Here is an 18,914-nt window from a genome sequence, read left to right as displayed (position 1 = left end):
TTAAGGGCGCTGCTCGCCGAGCGTGGCGGACAGGCTGGATGAAGGGGCGGAAGGAGGCACGGCACCGGCGCGGCGCAGGAAGTTCGCAAGGCCCGGGACAAAGCGGATCACCATGTCGGATGCATCACGGCCCAACAGCTGCGGCCGCACGATCAGCAGCAAGGCCGGCAGCACCGCAGCTGCCAGGGCACCCGCAGCCAGCGACAGCAGGGGGATGTCAAACCTTGCCGTCGCATGCTGCGCAGCCAGTACGCCGGCGATGCACAACGCGCTGAACAGCAGCCCGCGCAAGGCATCCGGCAGCAAGGCTGTCGCGCGAAGGTCCAGCGCACGGAAGGCTGCAATCGTGATGACGGCGGCACGCAGCACCAGCAGCCCGCCGGCCACTGCCGCAGCGACATGGATGCCCTGGCCTGCCAGGAGGTAGAAGGCTGCCGCGCCCACGGCGACCAATGGCAGCTGCAACAGGAATTCGTAATGCTTGCGCCCGGTGTTCCACAGCACGGGCGTCGACAGGCCCCAGATCACATAAGCCGGCATGCACAGGAACAGCGTGCCCAGCACCCAGGCCGCGTCGGCCCAGGCCGGCCCGTACAGCACACGCACGATGTCGCGCGAGATAAAAGCCAGCGTCACAAAAACCGGCAGGCCCAGCACGGCGATGGTGGCCAGCATTTGCAGGTAGGCGCGGCCCAGCCGGGGTACATCGTCTTGCAGCCGCGCGCCGGCCGCCAGGAAGGCCGGCTGCAGTGCGCCCAGCAACAGCGTGTTGGGCATGGTGGCCAGGTTGTAGGCCACGTTGTAAAGGCCCAGTGCCTGCGCATTGAGCAGTCGCCCGATCAGCACGCGGTCCAGGTTGTTGAGCAGCCAGTTGACGATGTTGGTGAAAAACACGGTATGCCCGGTGCCGACGGCGGAGCGCGCACCGGCATACCAAAAGAGCGGCCGCACCGCATGCGGCTTGAGCGCGTAGCTGGCCGCCAGTTGCACGGCAGCTTGCACCAGCCACGCAGCCACCAGCGAAGCCTCGCCTTGCCCCATCAGCGCCATCGGCAGGCCGACGGCGATATAGCCCGCGGCGTAGCTGCCCACCTGCACCAGCCCGACCGCGCGGAAGTTGAGGTCGCGCTGCAGCAGGTAGGTGGCGGGCGCGGCGGCGGCCGTCAGCAGGCAGGCCAGTGAGAGCCATTGAATGACCGCCTGCGCGCGCGGCTCGCGGAAGTAGGCCGCCAGCAAAGGCGCCAGCAGGTACAGCGCCGCCGTGGTGGCCAGGCCCACGATGAGTTGCCAGGTCCAGGCAAAGCGCACGTCCTCATCATGCAGGGTCTGGCGCTGCAGCAGGCTCCAGCTGAAACCGAAGCCCGAGACAAAGGTCGCAAAGGTGAGCACCACCATCCCGATGGCGAACACACCAAAAATATCCGGCCCCAGGGTGCGCGCCAGGACGACCTGGGCCATCAGCTGCAGCACAAAACGTGCGGCCGTGGACGCCGCGCTCCATTTGACCGCCGCGACGCCAGGCCGGCCGAGTCCACTCATGCTCAGGGCCTTCCAGCCTTGTAACGCCGCACGGCGATCACGCCCATCAACACCAGCGTGGCCAGCAGCATGCCGTAGGAGCGCCAGCCGGATTCAGCGGCGGCCGGTTCGTCACCGGCGTTTTGCAAAGGGTTGGCGCGCACGTCGGGGCTGTAGACCGCACGTACCTTCGCGCTTTCGGCGCCGGGCTGCAGCTTCATGCGTGCGGGATTTTCGGCTGTAACAGCCTTCACGGCAGGGGCGGCGGGGGATTGTGCGTACGAGGCCGGCGCTGAAGCCAGCAAGGCCAGCAGGACGGCGGAAAAAAGGGCTTTAGGCAAGGCTTCAGTCATGAATTTCTCCTCTGTCAAAAGCAGGGGATGAGTTTGTTGTGCGGTGCAGCAATCGGCAATAGTCCGAACGGCTCATGGCCTGTTTCGTGCCGGTGAAAAGCAGGTGTGTTTTGTGTGCATGGGGCTGCCGTTGTGTTGCAAGGGGAACTAAGCGCTGACCGTTGGGCGGAGGGAGCCGTTCGGACTATTGCGCGCAGGCGCCGGCGCGTATAAGGCCGCAGAGCTGGAGGCCGCCGTGCGGTAGCCGTCGGGGTTGCGCTGCTGCCAGTGCCAGGCGTCGCGGCACATGTCGTCGATGGTGTGCGCCGCGCGCCAGCCCAGCAGGCTGCCGGCCAGCGACACGTCGGCAAAATACTGCGCCACATCGCCGGCCCGCCGGGGTGCGAATTCAAACGGGACGGGCCGCCCGCTGGCGCGCTCGAAGGCTTGCACCACGCCCAGCACACTGGTGCCTTCGCCCGTGCCCAGGTTGACGGTAAAACTCTGGCCTTTGTCCAGCAGGGCGCGCACGGCAGCCACGTGGCCGGCGGCCAGGTCGACCACATGCAGGTAGTCGCGCACGCCGGTGCCGTCGGGCGTCGGGTAATCGTTGCCGAAGACCTTCAGGCGCTCGCGCTTGCCCACGGCCACCTGGGTCACAAAAGGCATCAGGTTGTTCGGGATGCCGTTCGGGTCTTCGCCGATCAGCCCGCTGGCGTGTGCGCCCACCGGGTTGAAATAACGCAGCACGCCGGTGCGCCAGCCCGGGTCCGACACGCGCAGAGAAGCCAGGATGTCTTCACACACCAGCTTGCTGTGGGCGTAAGGGCTTTCGGGTGCGCAGGGAAAACTTTCATCGATGGGCACGCTGGCCGGGTCGCCATACACCGTGGCGGTCGAAGAGAACACCACGGAGCGGCAAACGGTGGTGGCGGCCATCGCCTCCAGCAGGCTCACGAGGCCGCTCACATTGTTGCGGTAGTACATGAGCGGCTGCGCCACGCTTTCACCCACCGCCTTGAAGCCGGCAAAGTGCACGGCGGCCACGCAGCGGTGGCGGCGCAGCACGTCGGCCACAAAGGCGGTGTCCAGCACATTGCCTTTTTCGCAGGGTGCGGGCCGGCCCGTCAATTGCTCGAGCCGTTGCAGCACCGCCGGGTGGCTGTTCGAAAAATCGTCAAGGATGACCGGGCGGTAACCGGCCTCTACCAGGGCCACAAACGTGTGGCTGCCGATGTAACCTGCGCCGCCGGTCAGCAGCACGCTGGGAGTGTTATCTGTCATGGGTAAGTTGCCAGGAGGAGCTGCGCTGCAGCGGTTGAAGCGGGTGGATGAAGCGTGCGTCGCAAGGCCGTACCGCCGTTGCTGAAAGCCTGCGTGCAAACGCAGCGCCGTTTCGCCGAATTGGTTGCAGTGTCTTTTGACATAGGGCGGCGGCGTGTCAGCGTAAGCCGCAAGTTAGCGTGGGATGGCTTGCGACCGGACCGAAAGCGTGACGAATCGTTCAGTAAGCACTTGTGAATGAAATGCACGGTTCGCTCGCAGGCGCCTGCGGGCGTGCGTATGCGGCGTATGTGCGGCAGCCGTGGGTGCGGCGCGGCAGACAGAAAGTCACAAAGCTTGCCAATGCCTCGCGCACCTGTACGGGGTGGGCGCCGGCCTCAGGCGTCTTCCCGTTTTTCAAGCCTTTTAGGCCTCTAGCCCTTTAAATATATGGTCTTTTAGCTACTAAATTGATAGCAATAAGACGGTAAGGCTTTTACGGGCATAAAAAAAGCCCGGCGGGTACCGGGCTTTTTGAAAGATCGCGCAGCGGCTTACATGCCGGCATAGTTCGGCCCGCCGCCGCCTTCAGGCGTGACCCACACGATGTTTTGTGTCGGGTCCTTGATGTCGCAGGTTTTGCAGTGCACGCAGTTCTGCGCATTGATCTGCAGGCGGTCGGTGTTGTCGGCGTTCTTCACAAACTCGTAGACACCGGCCGGGCAGTAGCGGCTTTCGGGGCCGGCATATTTGGCCAGGTTGATGTTGACCGGCACGCTCGCGTCTTTCAGCGTCAGGTGCGCGGGCTGGTGCTCTTCGTGGTTGGTGTTGGAGACAAACACCGAGCTCAGGCGGTCAAAGGTGATCTTGTTGTCGGGCTTGGGGTACACGATGGGCGTGCACTCGGCTGCCGGTTTGAGCTTGGCGTAGTCGGGCGTGCTGTTGTGAATCGTCCAGGGCGGGCTCTTGATGCCCAGCTTGGGCAGCAGCCAGTGCTCGATGCCGGTCATGAAGGCGCCGACGTACAAGCCCTTCTTGAACCAGGACTTGAAGTTGCGCGACTGGTTCAATTCCGCGGCAAGCCAGCTTTTGGCATAGGCCTCGGGGTAGGCGGCCAGCTCGTCGTGCTGGCGGCCGCCTGTGACGGCGTCGTACGCGGCTTCGGCGGCCAGCATGCCGCTCTTGATGGCGGCGTGGCTGCCCTTGATGCGCGCGGCATTGAGGTAACCGGCTTCGCAGCCGATGAGTGCGCCCCCGGGGAACACCGTCTTGGGCAGGCTCAGCGCGCCGCCGGCGGTGATGGCGCGCGCGCCGTAGCTGATGCGCTTGCCGCCTTCCAGGTAAGCCTTGATGCTGGGGTGCGTCTTCCAGCGCTGCATTTCTTCAAACGGGCTGAGGTAAGGGTTGCTGTAGTCCAGGCCGGTGACCATGCCCAGCGTGACCTTGTTGTCCTCGAGGTGGTACATGAAACCGCCGCCGTAGGTCTGGCTGTCCATGGGCCAGCCGGCGGTGTGGATGACGAGGCCCGGCTTGTGTTTGGCGGGATCGATTTCCCACAGCTCTTTCACGCCGAGTGCATAGCCCTGCGGGTCACGGCCTTCGTCGAGCTTGAAGCGGTTGATCAGCTGGCGGCCAAGGTGGCCGCGTGCGCCTTCGGCAAACACGGTGTACTTGCCGTGCAGCTCCATGCCGAGCTGGAAGTTGTCGGTGGGCTGGCCGTCTTTGCCAATGCCGAGGTTGCCGGTGGCCACGCCCTTGACGGAGCCGTCGTCATTGAAGAGCACTTCAGCGGCGGCAAAGCCCGGGAAGATTTCAACGCCGATGTTCTCGGCCTGCTGCGCCAGCCAGCGCACCACATTGCCCAGGCTGATGACGTAGTTGCCTTCGTTGTGAAAGCAGTCCGGCACAAAAAAGTCCGGCGTCTTGAGGGTGCCTTTCTCGGTCAGGAAAAGCACTTCGTCGGCGGTGACGGGCTGGTTCAGCGGCGCGCCCTGGGCTTTCCAGTCGGGGATGAGTTCGGTCAGCGCCTTCGGGTCCATCACCGCGCCCGAGAGAATGTGCGCGCCGGGCTCGGAGCCTTTTTCAAGCACCACGACGGAAATATCGGTGCCTTTTTCGGCGGCAAGCTGCTTTAAGCGAATGGCAGTGGCCAGGCCGCCCGGGCCTCCGCCCACCACGACCACGTCGTATTCCATCGCTTCGCGGGGGCCGAACTGGGCCAGAATTTCTTGGGTATTCATCGGGGGACTCGCTGATAATGATTTTCAGGAAGGATTGCTGTCTCGCGTTGGATTTTATGCCGCGAATGCAATGATGCGAACGGTCGTTCTCTTTTGTGCAGCTTTAATTGAGAGGAGCCTCTAATGGCTTACAGCCTGGATCTCTCGGGGCGTGTCGCCCTCGTGACCGGTGCATCGGGCGGGCTCGGTGCGCAGTTTGCCAAAACACTGAGCAAGGCCGGCGCCGCCGTGGTGCTGGCCAGCCGCCGGCTCGACAAGCTCAAAGACTTGCGCGCGCAGATTGAAGCGGCAGGCGGCGACGCGCATGTGGTCGAGCTCGACGTGACGGACCACGCCAGCATCAAGGCCGGTGTGGCGCATGCCGAAACCGAAGTCGGCCCCATCGACATCCTCGTCAACAACTCGGGTGTCAGCACCACGCAGCGCATACAGGACGTGGGCGAAGAAGACTACGATTTCATCTTCAACACCAATGTCAAAGGCGCCTTCTTTGTGGCCCAGGAAGTCGGCAAGCGCATGCTGGCCCGCTCGCGCGGTGCGGCGCCGGGCACCTACGCCGGCGGTCGCATCATCAACATCGCCTCGATGGCCGGGCTGCGTGTGCTGCCGCAAATCGGCGTGTACTGCATGAGCAAGGCGGCCGTGGTGCAGATGACCAAGGCCATGGCGCTGGAGTGGGGCAAGTTCGGCATCAACGTCAATGCGATCTGCCCTGGCTACATCGACACCGAGATCAACCACCACCATTGGGAAACCGAGCAAGGCAAGAAGCTGGTGCAGATGCTGCCGCGCAAACGCGTGGGCAAGCCGGAAGACCTGGACGCGCTGCTCATCATGCTGGCCAGCACTGAAAGCCACTTCGTGAATGGCGCGGTGATCGCAGCCGACGACGGCTTCGGCGCCTGAGAGCCGTCCACAAAACCCTCCTGGCGTTGTTGCGCCGCCTTGCCGTGCTGTAGCACTGTCTGCGGCGTCGCGCCTAGCCAGGACCGCTTCGCTGGGTTTTGTGAACGGCTCTAAGCCGGTTTTAAGACACACTCGTAAACTGATATTCGCAACATCAATCAATTCGTGGAGAAGAACATGTTGGAGTCTGTATTGCCCTATCTGGGCCCGATAGGCCTGATCCTCCTGGCGCTGCTCGCCGGCGTTGTGAGCCCTGGCCCCAGTTTTGTGCAGGTGGCGCGCATCGCTGTCTCGCGTTCGCGCGCCGATGGGCTGGCCGCAGCAGCCGGCATGGGCCTGGGTGCGCTGGTGTTTGCCATGCTGGCGCTGGCCGGGCTGCAGGCCTTGCTGGCCGCCTTGCCCGGTGTGTACATGGCGCTGAAAGTGGTGGGCGGCCTCTACCTGATGTGGATGGCTTTGAACATCTGGCGTGGTGCGCGCCAGCCGCTGGAGATGGGCGGCGCGGGTGATGGTGTTTCGCGCCAGACGGTGTGGCAGTCATTTCGCCTCGGCCTCGTCACCCAGCTGAGCAACCCCAAAATCGTGGTGGTTTACAGCAGCGTGTTCGCGGCTTTGCTGCCTGCGCAGTTTCCGCTGCCGGCCGCGCTGCTGGTGCTGGCGGGCGTGCTGGTGATGGAAACCGGCTGGTATGCGGTGGTGGCGCTGGTGCTGTCGTCCACCGTGCCGCGCGCAGCGTATTTGCGCAGCAAGGCGCTGGTAGACCGCGTGGCCGCGGGCGCCATGGGCCTGCTCGGGCTGCGGCTGGTGGCTACTGCGCATGTTGCCTGACGCATGCTGACGGGCATTCTGGCCGGGCTCGCGGCGGGAGCGCTGTGGGGCCTGGTGTTTGTCGCGCCGCGCATGGTCGAGATGGGCGCGGGCGGTTATTCGTCGATTGACCTTACGGCAGGGCGTTTTGCCGTCTACGGGGTGCTGGCCGCGCTGGTGATGCTGATCGGCATGCGCAGCCGCCGCCTGCCCACGCTGCGCCAGGCCTGGGCGGCGCTGGTGATGAGTGTGCTGGGCTTTAGCGGCTATTACCTGCTGCTGGTGCTGGCCATTCGTGATGCGGGCACTGAAGTGCCATCGCTCGTGATCGGCACCATCCCGATCTGGGTCATGCTGCTGGGCAAGCCGCAGGGGCTGCGTTGGGCCGCGCTGCTGCCCGGGCTGGCGCTCACGCTGGCGGGGCTGGCGCTGATGATGGGCTCCACACATGAGGCCGGGCAGGGTGCCGCCGCGCATTTCTGGCGTGGCATGCTGTTCGTATCGGCGTCGCTGGTGTGCTGGACGGCGTTCGCGATTCTCAACTCCGCCTGGCTCAAGCGCCACCCTGAAGTCAACGCCACCGACTGGGCGAACTGGCTGGGCGTGGCCACCGGTTTGGGTGCGCTGCTGATGTGGCTGGTTGCGGGCTCGGACGCCAGCGTGCTGGCTGCGCGTGATGACCGCTGGATGTTTGTGCTGCTCTGCGTCATCGCCGGTGTGGGCTCCACCTGGCTGGCCACCATCTTGTGGAACATGGCCAGCCAGCGCCTCAGCGCCAGCCTGTGCGGGCAACTCATCGTGAGCGAAACCATTTTTGCGCTGCTGTATTCATTTGCCTGGGACGGCCGCTGGCCGACACTGGTGCAGCTCACCGCCTGCGTGCTGTTCACGCTGGGCATTCTTGCGTCTATCCGGGCGCATCGTTAGGACCGTTATGAAGATCGAAATCCCCGAAAAGAAAAAACTGGTTCGTGAGATGGTGATCCCCATCCGCTGGGGCGACATGGACGCCATGGGCCACCTGAATAACGGCAGCTATTTTCGTTACCTTGAAACCATACGCATCGACTGGATGTACGCGATCGGCTGCAAGCCCGATCCCAAAGGCGAGGGCCCGGTGATCGTCAATGCCTTCTGCAATTTCTACAAGCAGCTTGAGTACCCGGGCGATGTGCTGATGAAGATGTATGTGAGCGACCCGGGCCGCAGCACCTTTGAAAGCTGGGCCACCATGGAGCGCACGGATTCGCCCGGCGTGATCTGCGCCGCCGGCGGCGCCACCACCATCTGGGTGGACTTTCCGGCGCAAAAATCCAGGCCCTTGCCCGACTGGATGCGCAAGATTGTCGAAGAATAATTTAAGGAAAAAAGGCCTCTGGCCCAGGCGGTGTCTTGGCCTTTAGCTATCAATTAGATAGCAATGAAGCGTTGCAGCGGCGGCCGGGCGCCACCGCCTTCATCGCACCACGCGAAAGCGCTTCTCGTTGTCTTTCAGCCAGCGCTGCGCAATCCCCCGGGTTTGCTGCTCAGGCGCTGAGTACGCCTCCTGGTCCGGATGGAAGTCGCGCCTGAAGTAGGCCAGCAAAGGCCTGGCCACATGCCACATGGCGCCGTTGCGGCCCCAGAAGTATTTCAGCGCACTCCACCAGGTGCCGGGCCTGAACAGCGTGCCGTCGTGCCAGAGGTTCAGCACTGTCTGCCGCCCCGAATCAAATGAAAACACCAGCACGGCATAAACGTACCAGCGGATGCGCCAGGCGTAGTTGCCTTGCAGCGCGTGGTACAGGTCGTAGGCCACGGCGCGGTGCTCGGTCTCTTCGGCCGCATGCCAGCGCCACAGCATCTGCATCTTCGGGTCGGCCTTGTCCAACGATCGGTCGTGGCGCAGCAGGAAGTCCGCCAGCACTGCGGTGATGTGCTCGTACGCGGCCGTCACCGCCAGCATGTGGCGCGGGCTCACATTTTTGGAGCGTGCAAACGCAATGCGCGCCGTGGCCCAGTGCTGCCAGCCGTTGACCAGGCCCTGCTTTTCCAGGTGTGCGTTGTAAAGCCCGTGGATGTGGCGGTGCGTGGCCTCCTGGCCGATGAATTGTGCGGCGGCTTCGTGCAGCAGCGCGTGTTCGGGCGTGCGGGGCAGCAGTTTGGCGCAGTCGCGCACCGCGTCGATAAAGGACTGCTCGCCGACCGGAAAGCTCATCGACAGTGCGTTGTGGTACTGGCTCAAAAAGGCGTCACCGCCGTGCCAGTGGCGCTCAAAGCCCTGGCTCAAATCCAGTTCCAGTTTGCGCACCGTCAGGCCCGAAAGGTTGGCCGATCCGGTGGAGGCGGGCGTTGCGGCAGAGGTGGCAAGAGGTGTCATGGAGGTCGATTCAAGCCTTGCAAGAACTTGCAAAAGGGCCCGTTAGTGAGCATTATTCAGTTTTGAGCCGCACCTCACAACTCGCCTATTGCTCAGTTTTCACACCATGACCCACGCCAGTCCGCCTTCGGGCCCGTCTTCCTCTGACAGCATGCGAAAACTGCCCACGCAGGACCGCGCCCAACGCACCATAGAAACGATTTTTCAAGCCACTGCTCAGATTGTGGAAAGCGACGGCGAGGCCGGTTTGACGACCAACAAGGTCGCCAAAAAAGCCGGCTTCTCGATCGGCACGCTCTACCAGTACTTTCCCAGCAAAGAGGCCATCCTGCTGGCGATGATCAACCGCGAACGGCGGCGCGTGCTCGATGAACTGCAGGCCCTGATGAAACGCGCCGTGCAGGAGCGCCGCGACGCCAACTCCGCCGTGCGTGAGCTGGTGCACACGCTGGTGGAGTCATTCGGCAGCGGCCCCAAACACAAGCGCGCCATGATCCGCCTGGCCTGGCGCATGGACCATCATGAAAACATCACCCAGGCGCTGCGCGAGGCCTCCGAGCGCAACGCGTTTGCGCTGTCGCAGCTGGGCGACCCGGCGCTGCGCGCACCCACGCCGGCCATGATGTTTGTGGCCACGCGCGCGGTGATGGGCGCGATCCGCAGTGCCTCGCTGGAGGACTCGCCGCTGCTGGGCACGCCCGAGTTTGAGGACGAGCTGGTGCGCATGGTGCTGGGCGTGATCAGGGCCTGATCACGCGCGCAACGGCGTCACGGTCAGGCGGGTTTGGGCGGCTTGGGCACGCGGCCCATCAGGTAGAACTCGGGATTGGGCTGCATGTTGCTGAAGCTCGCCATGCGGTTGGACAGGCCAAAGAACGCGGTGATCGCCGCGATGTCCCAGGCGTCTTCATCGTCAAAACCGTGGCCGTACAGCGCTTCAAAGTCGGCGTCCTCGATCTTGTCGGCCTGCAGGCAAACCTTCATCGCAAAGTCGAGCATGGCGCGCTGGCGCGGCGTGATGTCGGCCTTGCGGTAGTTCACCGCCACCTGGTCGGCCACCAGCGGCTTCTTTTCATAAATGCGCAGGATGGCGCCGTGCGCCACCACGCAGTACAGGCAATTGTTGGCCGCGCTGGTGGTGGTGACGATCATCTCGCGCTCGCCCTTGGTCAATGTGCCGGTGGGGTTGGAGCCTTCTTCCTTGAGCATCAGCGCATCGTGGTACGCGAAGAAGGCGCGCCATTCGGCGGGGCGGCGGGCCAGGGCCAGGAAGACGTTGGGCACAAAGCCGGCCTTTTCCTGCACTTCGAGGACTTTGGCCTTGATGTCGTCGGGAAGGTCTTTGAGTTCAGGAGCGGGGTAGCGGATGGGCATGGTGGTGTCCCTTTCTTTGGGGGGTTGAGCTTTTAAAAAGTTGCGTCATGGCTTGGGCGCATCCACCACTTCAGCGGCGGTGCGAAAGGCCTCGACGGCGGCGGGCAAGCCGCAGTAAATGCTGGCGTGCAGCAGCACCTCCTGCAGCTGCTCGGGCGTCACGCCGTTGTTGAGTGCGCCGCGCACATGGCCTTTGAGCTCGTGCTGCTTGCCCATGGCGGTGAGCATGGCCACGGTAATCATGCTGCGCGTTTTCAGGTCGAGCCCGGCGCGTTGCCACACATCGCCCCAGGCATTGCGGGTGATGTACTGCTGGATGGGCATCGAAAAATCGGTCGCCTTGCCAAACGCGTTGGCCACAAAATCCTCGCCCATCACCTGTTTGCGGGTGGCCAGACCTTTGTCGAATTGGGAATCCATGTGAGCTGCTCCTGAAATAGAAGCTGCCAGCATAGCCGGGTGGTGGTATTTCATGCGCCGCCCATCCCTCGTGATGGCGTGGTCACCGCATCGTCAAACAAGGTCGCGACATGAGTTTGTGCAAGGCGCACTGTCTTGTTTGCCTATCGGCGCTTTGAATAATTACTATCGGACAGGCCTTGCGCTGAAAATAGTTTTTGACAACAATCAATTTACTATCAATAGATCATTTCTATCGATAAGACGCAGCCAGCCACCACTTTGATCCAAGGAGCCCCCTCATGAGCAAACTCACCACCGCCGCCGGCGCACCGGTCGTCGACAACCAGAACACACAAACCGCAGGCCCGCGCGGCCCGGTACTGTTGCAGGACGTATGGCACCTGGAAAAACTGGCGCACTTTGCGCGCGAGGTGATTCCCGAGCGGCGCATGCATGCCAAGGGCTCGGCCGCTTACGGCACCTTCACCGTGACGCACGACATCACGCAATACACCAAAGCCAAAATCTTCTCGCAAGTCGGCAAGAAGACCGAGCTGGTGCTGCGCTTTTCCACCGTGGCCGGTGAGCGCGGCGCGGCCGATGCCGAGCGCGACATCCGCGGCTTCGCCGTCAAGTTCTACACCGAAGAAGGCAACTGGGACATGGTGGGCAACAACACGCCGGTGTTCTTCCTGCGTGACCCGCTGAAGTTTCCCGACCTGAACCGCGCCGTCAAACGCGACCCGCGCACCAACATGCGCAGCGCTGAAAACAACTGGGACTTCTGGACGCTGCTGCCCGAGGCCCTGCACCAGGTCACCATCGTGATGAGCGACCGCGGCATTCCGAAGTCCTACCGCCACATGCACGGTTTTGGCAGCCACACTTTCAGTTTCCTCAATGCGAAGAACGAACGCTTCTGGGTCAAGTTCCACTTTGTCTCGCAGCAGGGCATCCAGAACCTGACGGACGCCGAAGCCACCGAAATCGTGGGCCGCGACCGCGAAAGCGCCCAGGCCGATTTGCTGAACGCCATCGACAACAAGGACTTCCCGCGCTGGAACCTGAAGATCCAGGTCATGCCCGAAAAAGACGCGGCCACCTATCACCTGAACCCGTTCGACCTGACCAAGGTCTGGCCGCACAAGGACTACCCGCTGATCGACGTGGGCGTGATGGAGTTGAACCGCAACCCCGAAAACTATTTCGCCGAAGTGGAGCAGCTCGCCTTCTCGCCGGCCAACGTGGTGCCGGGCATCAGCTTCTCGCCCGACAAGATGCTGCAGTCGCGTCTCTTCAGCTATGGCGACGCACAGCGCTACCGCCTGGGCGTGAACCACCACCAGATTCCGGTGAACGCGCCCAAATGCCCCTTCCACAGCTACCACCGCGACGGCACGATGCGTGTGGACGACAACAAGGGCGCCGAGATCGGCTACGAGCCCAACAGCAAGGGCTCATGGCAAGAGCAACCCGACTTCGCCGAGCCGCCGCTGTCGATTGAAGGCGCGGCCGACCACTGGAACCACCGCGTGGACGAGGACTACTACTCGCAGCCCGGTAACCTGTTCCGCCTGATGACGCCGGCGCAGCAACAGGTGCTGTTCGAGAACACCGCGCGTTCGGTGGGCGGCGCCTCCAAAGCGATCCAGGAGCGGCACATTGCCAATTGCACCAAGGCCGATCCGGCTTATGGGGCAGGGGTGGCTGCGGCGCTGGCGAAGGGGGCTGCGTCGCCTTCGCCTAATCCTGTGGTTTGAGTTTGCCTGGCCGGGGCTTGTCCCGGCCTTTGTGTTTTTTGCTGAGTCCTGCTGGCCGGGGGTTGCCCGGCGGCAACTCACTTTCTCTTGCTTCGCCAAGAGAAAGTAAGCAAAGAGAAGGCGACCCTGCTGGCTGCGTCCCTCCGCTTCGCTACGGGCAACCTGCGGTGCTCGATTCAGGCGGGGTCTCGCTAAACTCGCCTTCGGCTCAAACAACGCGATCCCTGATCCGCCTGAATCTCCGCTCCTCGGCGCATCCAGAAGGGGGTGGGGAAAGAAATACCAAACAGCCGAATACCAATACCGAATACCAAAAGAAACAAGGACTCGCCGTGGCGAGTCCTTGTTGTATTTGTATTGGTTTTTTTGTCTTTGTCCCCGCTCCCGATTGCCCCTTGTGGATGCGCCGGGGAGCGGAGGGCCAGACGGATCAGGGCAAAAACTTGTTTGAGCGAAGCGAGTTGTTTTTGACCCCGGCTGGGCTGAGCACCGCAGGTTGCCCGTAGCGAAGCGAAGGGACGCAGGAACCAGGGGCGCCTTTTTTTGCTTACTTTTGGTGTTTGCGTAACTTCGCTGCGCGAAGTGAGCAAACCCCGCGCGCATGTCGCGCATTTGGCGAACAAAAAAACCCGCTTTGCGGGTTTCGATAAAAGTGAGTCGCATGCCGGGCGACTCCCGGCCAGCAACCCTCAGCAGAGAGCGCAACCGCCGGAGCAAGAGCCGGCTAAACGCTCAAACCCACCCCTCCAGAACCACCTTGCCCCGCGCCTTTCCGGACTCCACCAGCTCATGCGCTTTGCGCAAATTGGCCGCATTGATGGTGCCGAAGGTTTCTGTCAGCGTCGTGCGGATCAGGCCCGCGTCGACGAGCTGGGCGACCTCGTTGAGCAGCCGGTGCTGCGCCACCATGTCGGGCGTGCCGAAGAGCGGCCGTGTGAACATCAGCTCCCAGTGGATGGATGCGCTCTTGCGTTTGAACAGCGTGATGTCGAAGTTCACCGGGTCGTCGATCAGGCCGAACTTGCCTTGTGGTGCGATGGCCTCGGCGATTTGCGCCAGGTGGCTGTCGGTTTGCGTGAGCCCCACGATGTAGTCCACCGCAGGGATGCTGATGCGCTTGAGTTCTTCGGCAATCGGCCGGCTGTGGTCGATGACGTGGTGCGCGCCGAGCTCCTTCACCCAGGCCTGGGTTTCGGGCCGCGATGCCGTGCCGATGACGGTGAGCGAGGTCAGGCGCGTGGCCAGCTGCGTCATGATCGAACCCACGCCGCCTGAGGCGCCGATGATCAGCAGCGTCTTGTTGGTGGGCGCCTTGCCCGGCACGATGCCGAGGCGGTCAAACAGCATTTCCCAGGCGGTGATGCTGGTCAGCGGCAGGGCGGCGGCTTCGGCAAAGCTCAGTGTCTGCGGCATGCGGCCGGCGATGCGTTCATCAACCAGGTGCAGCTCGCTGTTGGTGCCGGGCCGGGCGATGGAGCCCGCGTACCAGACCTTGTCACCGGCCTTGAACAGCGTGACCTCGGGGCCGACGGCGCGCACGACACCGCTGGCGTCATAGCCCAGCACCTTGTATTGCGGGCCGGCGCTGCGGGCCGCGCTGGCGCGTACCTTGGTGTCCACCGGGTTGACCGACACCGCCTTGACCTCGACCAGGATGTCGTGGCCGGTGGGTGTGGGGTCGGGCAGGGTGATGTCCTGCAAACCGGCCTGCCCTGGGGCATTGAGGGCGTGGGCCTGGGTGTAGCCGATGGCTTTCATGGTGTTTTCCTTTGAAGTGAACCTGGTCTCAACTGTATTGATTTTGAAAATGAAGATAAATAGGCTATGAATTGAAGATATTTACAAATAAAATTTGTAAATGAAAGCCCTGCAAGACCTGGAAATCTTTGTTCGCACGGTGGAAACCGGCAGTTTGTCGGCCACGGCCCGCAGCCTGGACCTGACGCCCGCCGCCGCCAGCGCGGCGCTCAAACGGCTGGAAGAAGAGCTGCAGGCGCCCCTTTTTGTGCGCTCCACCCGCAGCTTGCGCCTGACGCGCGAGGGCGACGTATTTCTGGCGCATTGCAAGCCAGCGCTGGCGGCCTTGCGTGACGCGCAACTGGAACTGGCCAGCGGGCAGCAGCAGGTGCGCGGCATGCTGCAACTGGCGGCGCCTTCGGACTTTGGCCGCAACCTGCTGCTGCCCTGGCTCGACGCATTTCAGCAGTTGCACCCTGGTATCCAGTACCGCCTGCATTTGTCTGACCGCGTCACCAATGTCTACAGCGACCTGGTGGACGCCGCTTTTCGCCAGGGCGAACCGCCCGACTCGAGCATGCTGGCCTTGCCGGTAGACCTGACCAATCGGCGTGTGCTGTGTGCCTCGCCCGCGTATCTTGAAAAGCACGGCGCGCCCGACGCGCCGCAAGCGCTGGCCAAACACAGCTGCCTGTGTTTCATGCTGGGCGAAGACGTGTATGACCGGTGGCGCTTTTGGCGGGGCGGCGAAGAGGCCACCGTGCGTGTGGGCGGCGGCAACATCGCCAATGACGGCGACGTGGTGCGCCTGTGGGCGCTGGCCGGCCGCGGCGTCATCTACAAGTCAGGGCTGGACGTGGCGAGCGACCTGGCGGCGGGCAGGCTGGTCGCGCTGTGCACTGAATGGCAGACTGAGGCGTCGCCCATCTACATGGTGTTGCCCGGACGGAGGCAATTGACACCGGGTTTGCGCTTGTTGCGCGAGTTCATCGCCGGGCGTTGCGCCGCGCTTGGGAAGACGTAGCCGCACAGTCTGCGCTGCTTTGCCGCAGCCGGCAAGCAGGGCGTTGAAGACCGCCCTTACTTCAGGGTTGGGCTCAGGACTACACGGTGCCATCCCCATAGCGCGCACAATGAATTTTCCAGCCGCCACCCTGGCGGATTTCAAAGCAGCCCGGCCCGCAGGCCCGCGCGCTGCCAACACTGAAAGGAAAAACTCCCATGCAAGTCCAGGTCAATTCCAAGAACACCCTGCACACCGGCGAATCGTTCGAGCGCTGGGCCAGCGACGAGCTCCATGCCTCGCTGAGCCGCTTCAAAGGCGACATCACCCGCATTGAAGTGCACATGAGCGACGAGAACAGCGACAAGGCCGGCGGCCTGGAGCAAAAGCGCTGCGTGATGGAGGCGCGGCTGGCGCACCACGAGCCGCTGGCTGTCAACCACAACGCACCGAACCAGGACCTGGCTTTTCGCGGTGCGAGCGACAAGCTCAAGCGCGTGCTGGACCACACCCTGGGCAAGCTGCGCGACCATCACCGTGATCGCGAGACCATCCGGCATGAACCGGCGCCGGAACCGGGCGCGTCCTGAAGCGTGGGCTAGGGCTGGCCGTGGGCCATGGCCTTGACCATGGCAAAGCGCCGGAACTTCGCGCCGCGCAATTCGATGTGCTGCTCCTCTTTCACCGTGAAGCCCTGGCGCTCAAAAAAGGGCCGGCCGAGCAGGCTGGCCTCAGTAAACAACGCTTGCACATCGAGCGCGCGCAACGCGGCCTCGGCCTGGCCCAGCAATCGTGATGCGACCCCGCGCCGCGCCGCCGTGGGTGAGGTGAACATCAGGTCGATGTGGCCGTCTTTTTCATAGCCGATGAAGCCGAGCAGGGCACCGCCGTCCGGCGGGTCTTGTGCCACCAGCACTTGCAGTGGGCTCAGGCGCGTTTGCCAGTAATCCAGATTGGGTGGGCGTGGCGCCCATGCCGCGCGCTGCGCTTCGTCGTAGTGGCTGGCAGCAAGACCGTGGATCGCGTCAGTGAAGAGTTGGGCGACGGCGCTGAGGTCCGTGTGTGTATAGGGCCGGATGAGCATGCGTGACGGGATTTTTTAAGTCATTTAGGCCTGCGGACCAGTAACCACGTGGACCAGGTGCTCCTGATTTAATAGCAATTGCAGAGATGCCACAGATGCCACAGATGCACCACCCGGCCGGCAAACTCAGAAGCTTCCCAGATAGTCCATCTTGCCCAGCGGCACACCCTGGTTGCGCAGGACGTCATAGGCCGTGGTGAGGTGAAAGAAAAAATTCGGCAGCGCGAAGTTCAGCAAATAGGGCTCGCACTCGAAATTCATTTCCTTGCCACGAATTTTCAGCGTGACCTGGCCGCCTGCGCGGGCGTTGATTTGTTCCTCGCTCACGGTTTTGAGGAAATCCAGCGTCTTCGCGATGCGGGCCTGCAACTCGTCAAACGTGGTTTCGGTATCGGGGAAGCTGGGCGCGGTGATGGCTCCGATGCGCGCGGCGGCGAATTTGGCGGCGTCGCTCGCGCTCTGGACCTGGCCGGACAGCGGGTACATGTCGGGCGCCAGGCGGGCGTTGACGTAGGTCGCCAAATCGATGTTGTTGGCCGCGGCGTGGGCTTTGGCTTTTTCAAGCACGGCCGACAGGTTGTTAAAGCCGCGAATAAAGACGGGAATGGAAGCCTGGTAGAGCGTCAATGGCATGGGAGTTCTCGTGGACGGTGAGGGTTCGGCAAGATGGCCGGGGCTGGAAACGGCAGAAAACGGCGCAGACGCCGGAACCGATTTTGTCCCCGTTGCAAAAACCTTGCAGGGAGCGCCCGCAATGCCTGCTCAGGAGCCGGCCATCAGCTTGTGCACCAGGTCCGCCGTTGTTGATGCCTTGTATTTGCGCATCAACCGTGCGCGGTAAATCTCGACCGTACGGTGGCTGATGACGAGGGCACGGCCGATTTCCTTGGAGGTCATGCCGTCCATCAGGTGGGCGGCCACTTCGCGTTCGCGTGCGGTGAGCTCTGCGGTGACGGGCCGGCGTGAGCTCAAGTCTTCAAAAGTCCAGATGCCGGCCTCGTGCGGCGCGCTGCGGTTGAGCGCGCGGCCGGTGACGTGGCACCAGAAGGTCTCGCCCTTGTTGCGGCCGTCGACGCGCTTCATGATGCGGTCGTCGGAATAAAGCCCCTTGGCGTTCAGGATCGGGATCATGCGCGCGCCTATGCGCTCGTACTCGTCAGCGCTGGGATAGAGGACCAGGAAGGACTGGCCAACGAGTTGTTCTCGCGTGGCGCCAAACATCTCGCACAAATGCCGGTTGCAGTCCACAATCGAGCGATTGCGTGACAGCACCAGCCCGACGGGTGCCAGATCGAATGCGAGCTGGTAATCCACTTCCACAGTACTTACCTTTACGGAAAACTACGTAACTTGATAAGTAGTATCGTAATGGATTGCCGGTAAAGAATCCTGACCACCGGATGACACAAGGAGACTATTCGTGAAGAAACTTTTCCCTTCCGCTGCGGAGGCCCTCAAAGGCATCGTCAAGGACGGCCAGCTGATGGCTGTCGGCGGCTTTGGCCTGTGCGGCATTCCCGAGGCCCTGATCGACGCGCTGCGCGACAGCCAGGCCAAGAACCTGACGGTGATCTCCAACAACGCGGGCGTGGACGACTTCGGCCTGGGCAAGCTGCTGCAGACGCGGCAGATCAAAAAAATGATCGCCAGCTATGTCGGCGAGAACAAGGAATTCGAGCGCCAGTACCTGGCGGGCGAGCTTGAGCTGGAATTCACGCCGCAGGGCACGCTGGCTGAAAAGCTGCGTGCGGGCGGCGCGGGCATCCCGGCGTTTTTCACCAAGACCGGTGTGGGCACCCAGGTGGCCGACGGCAAGGAACTGCGTGACTTTGACGGCGAGACCTATGTGATGGAGCGCTCGCTGGTGCCGGATGTGGCGCTGGTCAAGGCGCACACGGCCGACAAGTCCGGCAATTTGCGCTTTAACCTCACGGCGCGCAACTTCAACCCAGCTGCTGCGATGGCCGGCAAGATTTGTATCGTTGAGGTGGAAAAAATCGTCGAGATCGGCGAACTGGCGCCGGACGACATCCATTTGCCGGGCATTTATGTGCACCGTATTGTGCTCAATGCGAATCCCGAAAAGCGCATCGAAAAAAGAACCATCACCGAGAAAGCGGGAGTTTGAT

20 protein-coding genes are annotated in these 18,914 nt (G+C 62.8%); 9 read left to right on the top strand and 11 right to left on the bottom strand.

Annotated elements, in window-relative coordinates:
- The 4 genes from DT070_RS20550 to DT070_RS20535 form a co-directional block, all read right to left on the bottom strand.
- On the bottom strand, positions 1-1,539 hold the full coding sequence (locus DT070_RS20550; RefSeq protein ID WP_122957066.1) for a lipopolysaccharide biosynthesis protein: 1,539 nt from the start codon (positions 1,537-1,539) through the stop codon (positions 1-3).
- Positions 1,540-1,541: 2 nt separating this feature from the next.
- Positions 1,542-1,871, bottom strand: a complete 330-nt coding sequence (locus DT070_RS20545) for a hypothetical protein (RefSeq protein WP_122957065.1) — start codon at positions 1,869-1,871, stop codon at positions 1,542-1,544.
- A 147-nt stretch (positions 1,872-2,018) separates the two neighbouring features.
- Positions 2,019-3,134, bottom strand: a complete 1,116-nt coding sequence (galE, locus tag DT070_RS20540; RefSeq protein WP_122957064.1) for a UDP-glucose 4-epimerase GalE — start codon at positions 3,132-3,134, stop codon at positions 2,019-2,021.
- A gap of 533 nt (positions 3,135-3,667) precedes the next feature.
- On the bottom strand, positions 3,668-5,353 hold the full coding sequence (locus DT070_RS20535; RefSeq protein ID WP_122957063.1) for an electron transfer flavoprotein-ubiquinone oxidoreductase: 1,686 nt from the start codon (positions 5,351-5,353) through the stop codon (positions 3,668-3,670).
- A 123-nt stretch (positions 5,354-5,476) separates the two neighbouring features.
- Here DT070_RS20535 and DT070_RS20530 point away from each other — a divergent pair, with 123 nt between their 5' ends.
- The 4 genes from DT070_RS20530 to DT070_RS20515 all read left to right on the top strand — a co-directional run bounded on the left by DT070_RS20530 (position 5,477) and on the right by DT070_RS20515 (position 8,423).
- On the top strand, positions 5,477-6,259 hold the full coding sequence (locus DT070_RS20530; protein ID WP_122957062.1) for an SDR family oxidoreductase: 783 nt from the start codon (positions 5,477-5,479) through the stop codon (positions 6,257-6,259).
- A 177-nt stretch (positions 6,260-6,436) separates the two neighbouring features.
- Complete coding sequence (locus DT070_RS20525; RefSeq protein WP_122957522.1) at positions 6,437-7,087, top strand: LysE family translocator; 651 nt, start codon at positions 6,437-6,439, stop codon at positions 7,085-7,087.
- A gap of 3 nt (positions 7,088-7,090) precedes the next feature.
- Entirely contained in the window at positions 7,091-7,993 is a 903-nt protein-coding gene (locus DT070_RS20520; RefSeq protein ID WP_122957061.1) for a DMT family transporter, read from the top strand.
- Positions 7,994-8,000: 7 nt separating this feature from the next.
- Entirely contained in the window at positions 8,001-8,423 is a 423-nt protein-coding gene (locus DT070_RS20515; RefSeq protein ID WP_122957060.1) for a thioesterase family protein, read from the top strand.
- A 99-nt stretch (positions 8,424-8,522) separates the two neighbouring features.
- Here the strand turns inward: DT070_RS20515 and DT070_RS20510 are convergent, their stop codons facing one another.
- Complete coding sequence (locus tag DT070_RS20510) at positions 8,523-9,425, bottom strand: metal-dependent hydrolase (protein WP_122957059.1); 903 nt, start codon at positions 9,423-9,425, stop codon at positions 8,523-8,525.
- A gap of 151 nt (positions 9,426-9,576) precedes the next feature.
- Between DT070_RS20510 and DT070_RS20505 the strand changes: the two genes are divergently transcribed.
- On the top strand, positions 9,577-10,176 hold the full coding sequence (locus tag DT070_RS20505) for a TetR/AcrR family transcriptional regulator (RefSeq protein ID WP_122957058.1): 600 nt from the start codon (positions 9,577-9,579) through the stop codon (positions 10,174-10,176).
- 23 nt (positions 10,177-10,199) lie between these two features.
- Here DT070_RS20505 and DT070_RS20500 read toward each other — a convergent pair whose 3' ends face one another.
- On the bottom strand, positions 10,200-10,799 hold the full coding sequence (locus DT070_RS20500; protein ID WP_122957057.1) for a peroxidase-related enzyme: 600 nt from the start codon (positions 10,797-10,799) through the stop codon (positions 10,200-10,202).
- 45 nt (positions 10,800-10,844) lie between these two features.
- On the bottom strand, positions 10,845-11,219 hold the full coding sequence (locus DT070_RS20495) for a carboxymuconolactone decarboxylase family protein (RefSeq protein ID WP_122957056.1): 375 nt from the start codon (positions 11,217-11,219) through the stop codon (positions 10,845-10,847).
- Between the two features lie 281 nt (positions 11,220-11,500).
- Here DT070_RS20495 and DT070_RS20490 point away from each other — a divergent pair, with 281 nt between their 5' ends.
- Positions 11,501-12,961, top strand: a complete 1,461-nt coding sequence (locus tag DT070_RS20490) for a catalase (RefSeq protein WP_122957055.1) — start codon at positions 11,501-11,503, stop codon at positions 12,959-12,961.
- A gap of 732 nt (positions 12,962-13,693) precedes the next feature.
- Here the strand turns inward: DT070_RS20490 and DT070_RS20485 are convergent.
- Positions 13,694-14,719, bottom strand: a complete 1,026-nt coding sequence (locus DT070_RS20485; RefSeq protein ID WP_122957054.1) for a zinc-binding alcohol dehydrogenase family protein — start codon at positions 14,717-14,719, stop codon at positions 13,694-13,696.
- A gap of 100 nt (positions 14,720-14,819) precedes the next feature.
- Here DT070_RS20485 and DT070_RS20480 point away from each other — a divergent pair, with 100 nt between their 5' ends.
- Positions 14,820-15,722 (top strand): LysR family transcriptional regulator, encoded by a 903-nt coding sequence (locus DT070_RS20480; protein WP_122957053.1) that lies wholly within the window; start codon positions 14,820-14,822, stop codon positions 15,720-15,722.
- Between the two features lie 197 nt (positions 15,723-15,919).
- Positions 15,920-16,291: an HPF/RaiA family ribosome-associated protein gene (locus tag DT070_RS20475; RefSeq protein ID WP_122957052.1), complete on the top strand. Its 372-nt coding sequence runs from the start codon at positions 15,920-15,922 to the stop codon at positions 16,289-16,291.
- Between the two features lie 8 nt (positions 16,292-16,299).
- On the opposite strand, the gene DT070_RS20470 is transcribed toward DT070_RS20475, so the two are convergent.
- The 3 genes from DT070_RS20470 to DT070_RS20460 all read right to left on the bottom strand — a co-directional run bounded on the left by DT070_RS20470 (position 16,300) and on the right by DT070_RS20460 (position 18,105).
- Entirely contained in the window at positions 16,300-16,785 is a 486-nt protein-coding gene (locus DT070_RS20470; protein WP_122957051.1) for a GNAT family N-acetyltransferase, read from the bottom strand.
- A gap of 126 nt (positions 16,786-16,911) precedes the next feature.
- Entirely contained in the window at positions 16,912-17,418 is a 507-nt protein-coding gene (locus DT070_RS20465; protein ID WP_122957050.1) for a DUF1993 family protein, read from the bottom strand.
- Between the two features lie 129 nt (positions 17,419-17,547).
- Complete coding sequence (locus DT070_RS20460; RefSeq protein ID WP_122957049.1) at positions 17,548-18,105, bottom strand: PAS and helix-turn-helix domain-containing protein; 558 nt, start codon at positions 18,103-18,105, stop codon at positions 17,548-17,550.
- A 100-nt stretch (positions 18,106-18,205) separates the two neighbouring features.
- Between DT070_RS20460 and DT070_RS20455 the strand changes: the two genes are divergently transcribed.
- On the top strand, positions 18,206-18,913 hold the full coding sequence (locus DT070_RS20455; protein ID WP_122957048.1) for a CoA transferase subunit A: 708 nt from the start codon (positions 18,206-18,208) through the stop codon (positions 18,911-18,913).
- The last annotated feature ends 1 nt before the right edge of the window (position 18,914 follow it).

It is taken from the genome of Polaromonas sp. SP1 (assembly GCF_003711205.1).
Taxonomy (GTDB): Bacteria; Pseudomonadota; Gammaproteobacteria; order Burkholderiales; family Burkholderiaceae_C; genus Polaromonas.
Note: the sequence above shows the minus strand (reverse complement) of the source record. Positions and strands in the feature narration are given on the sequence as shown.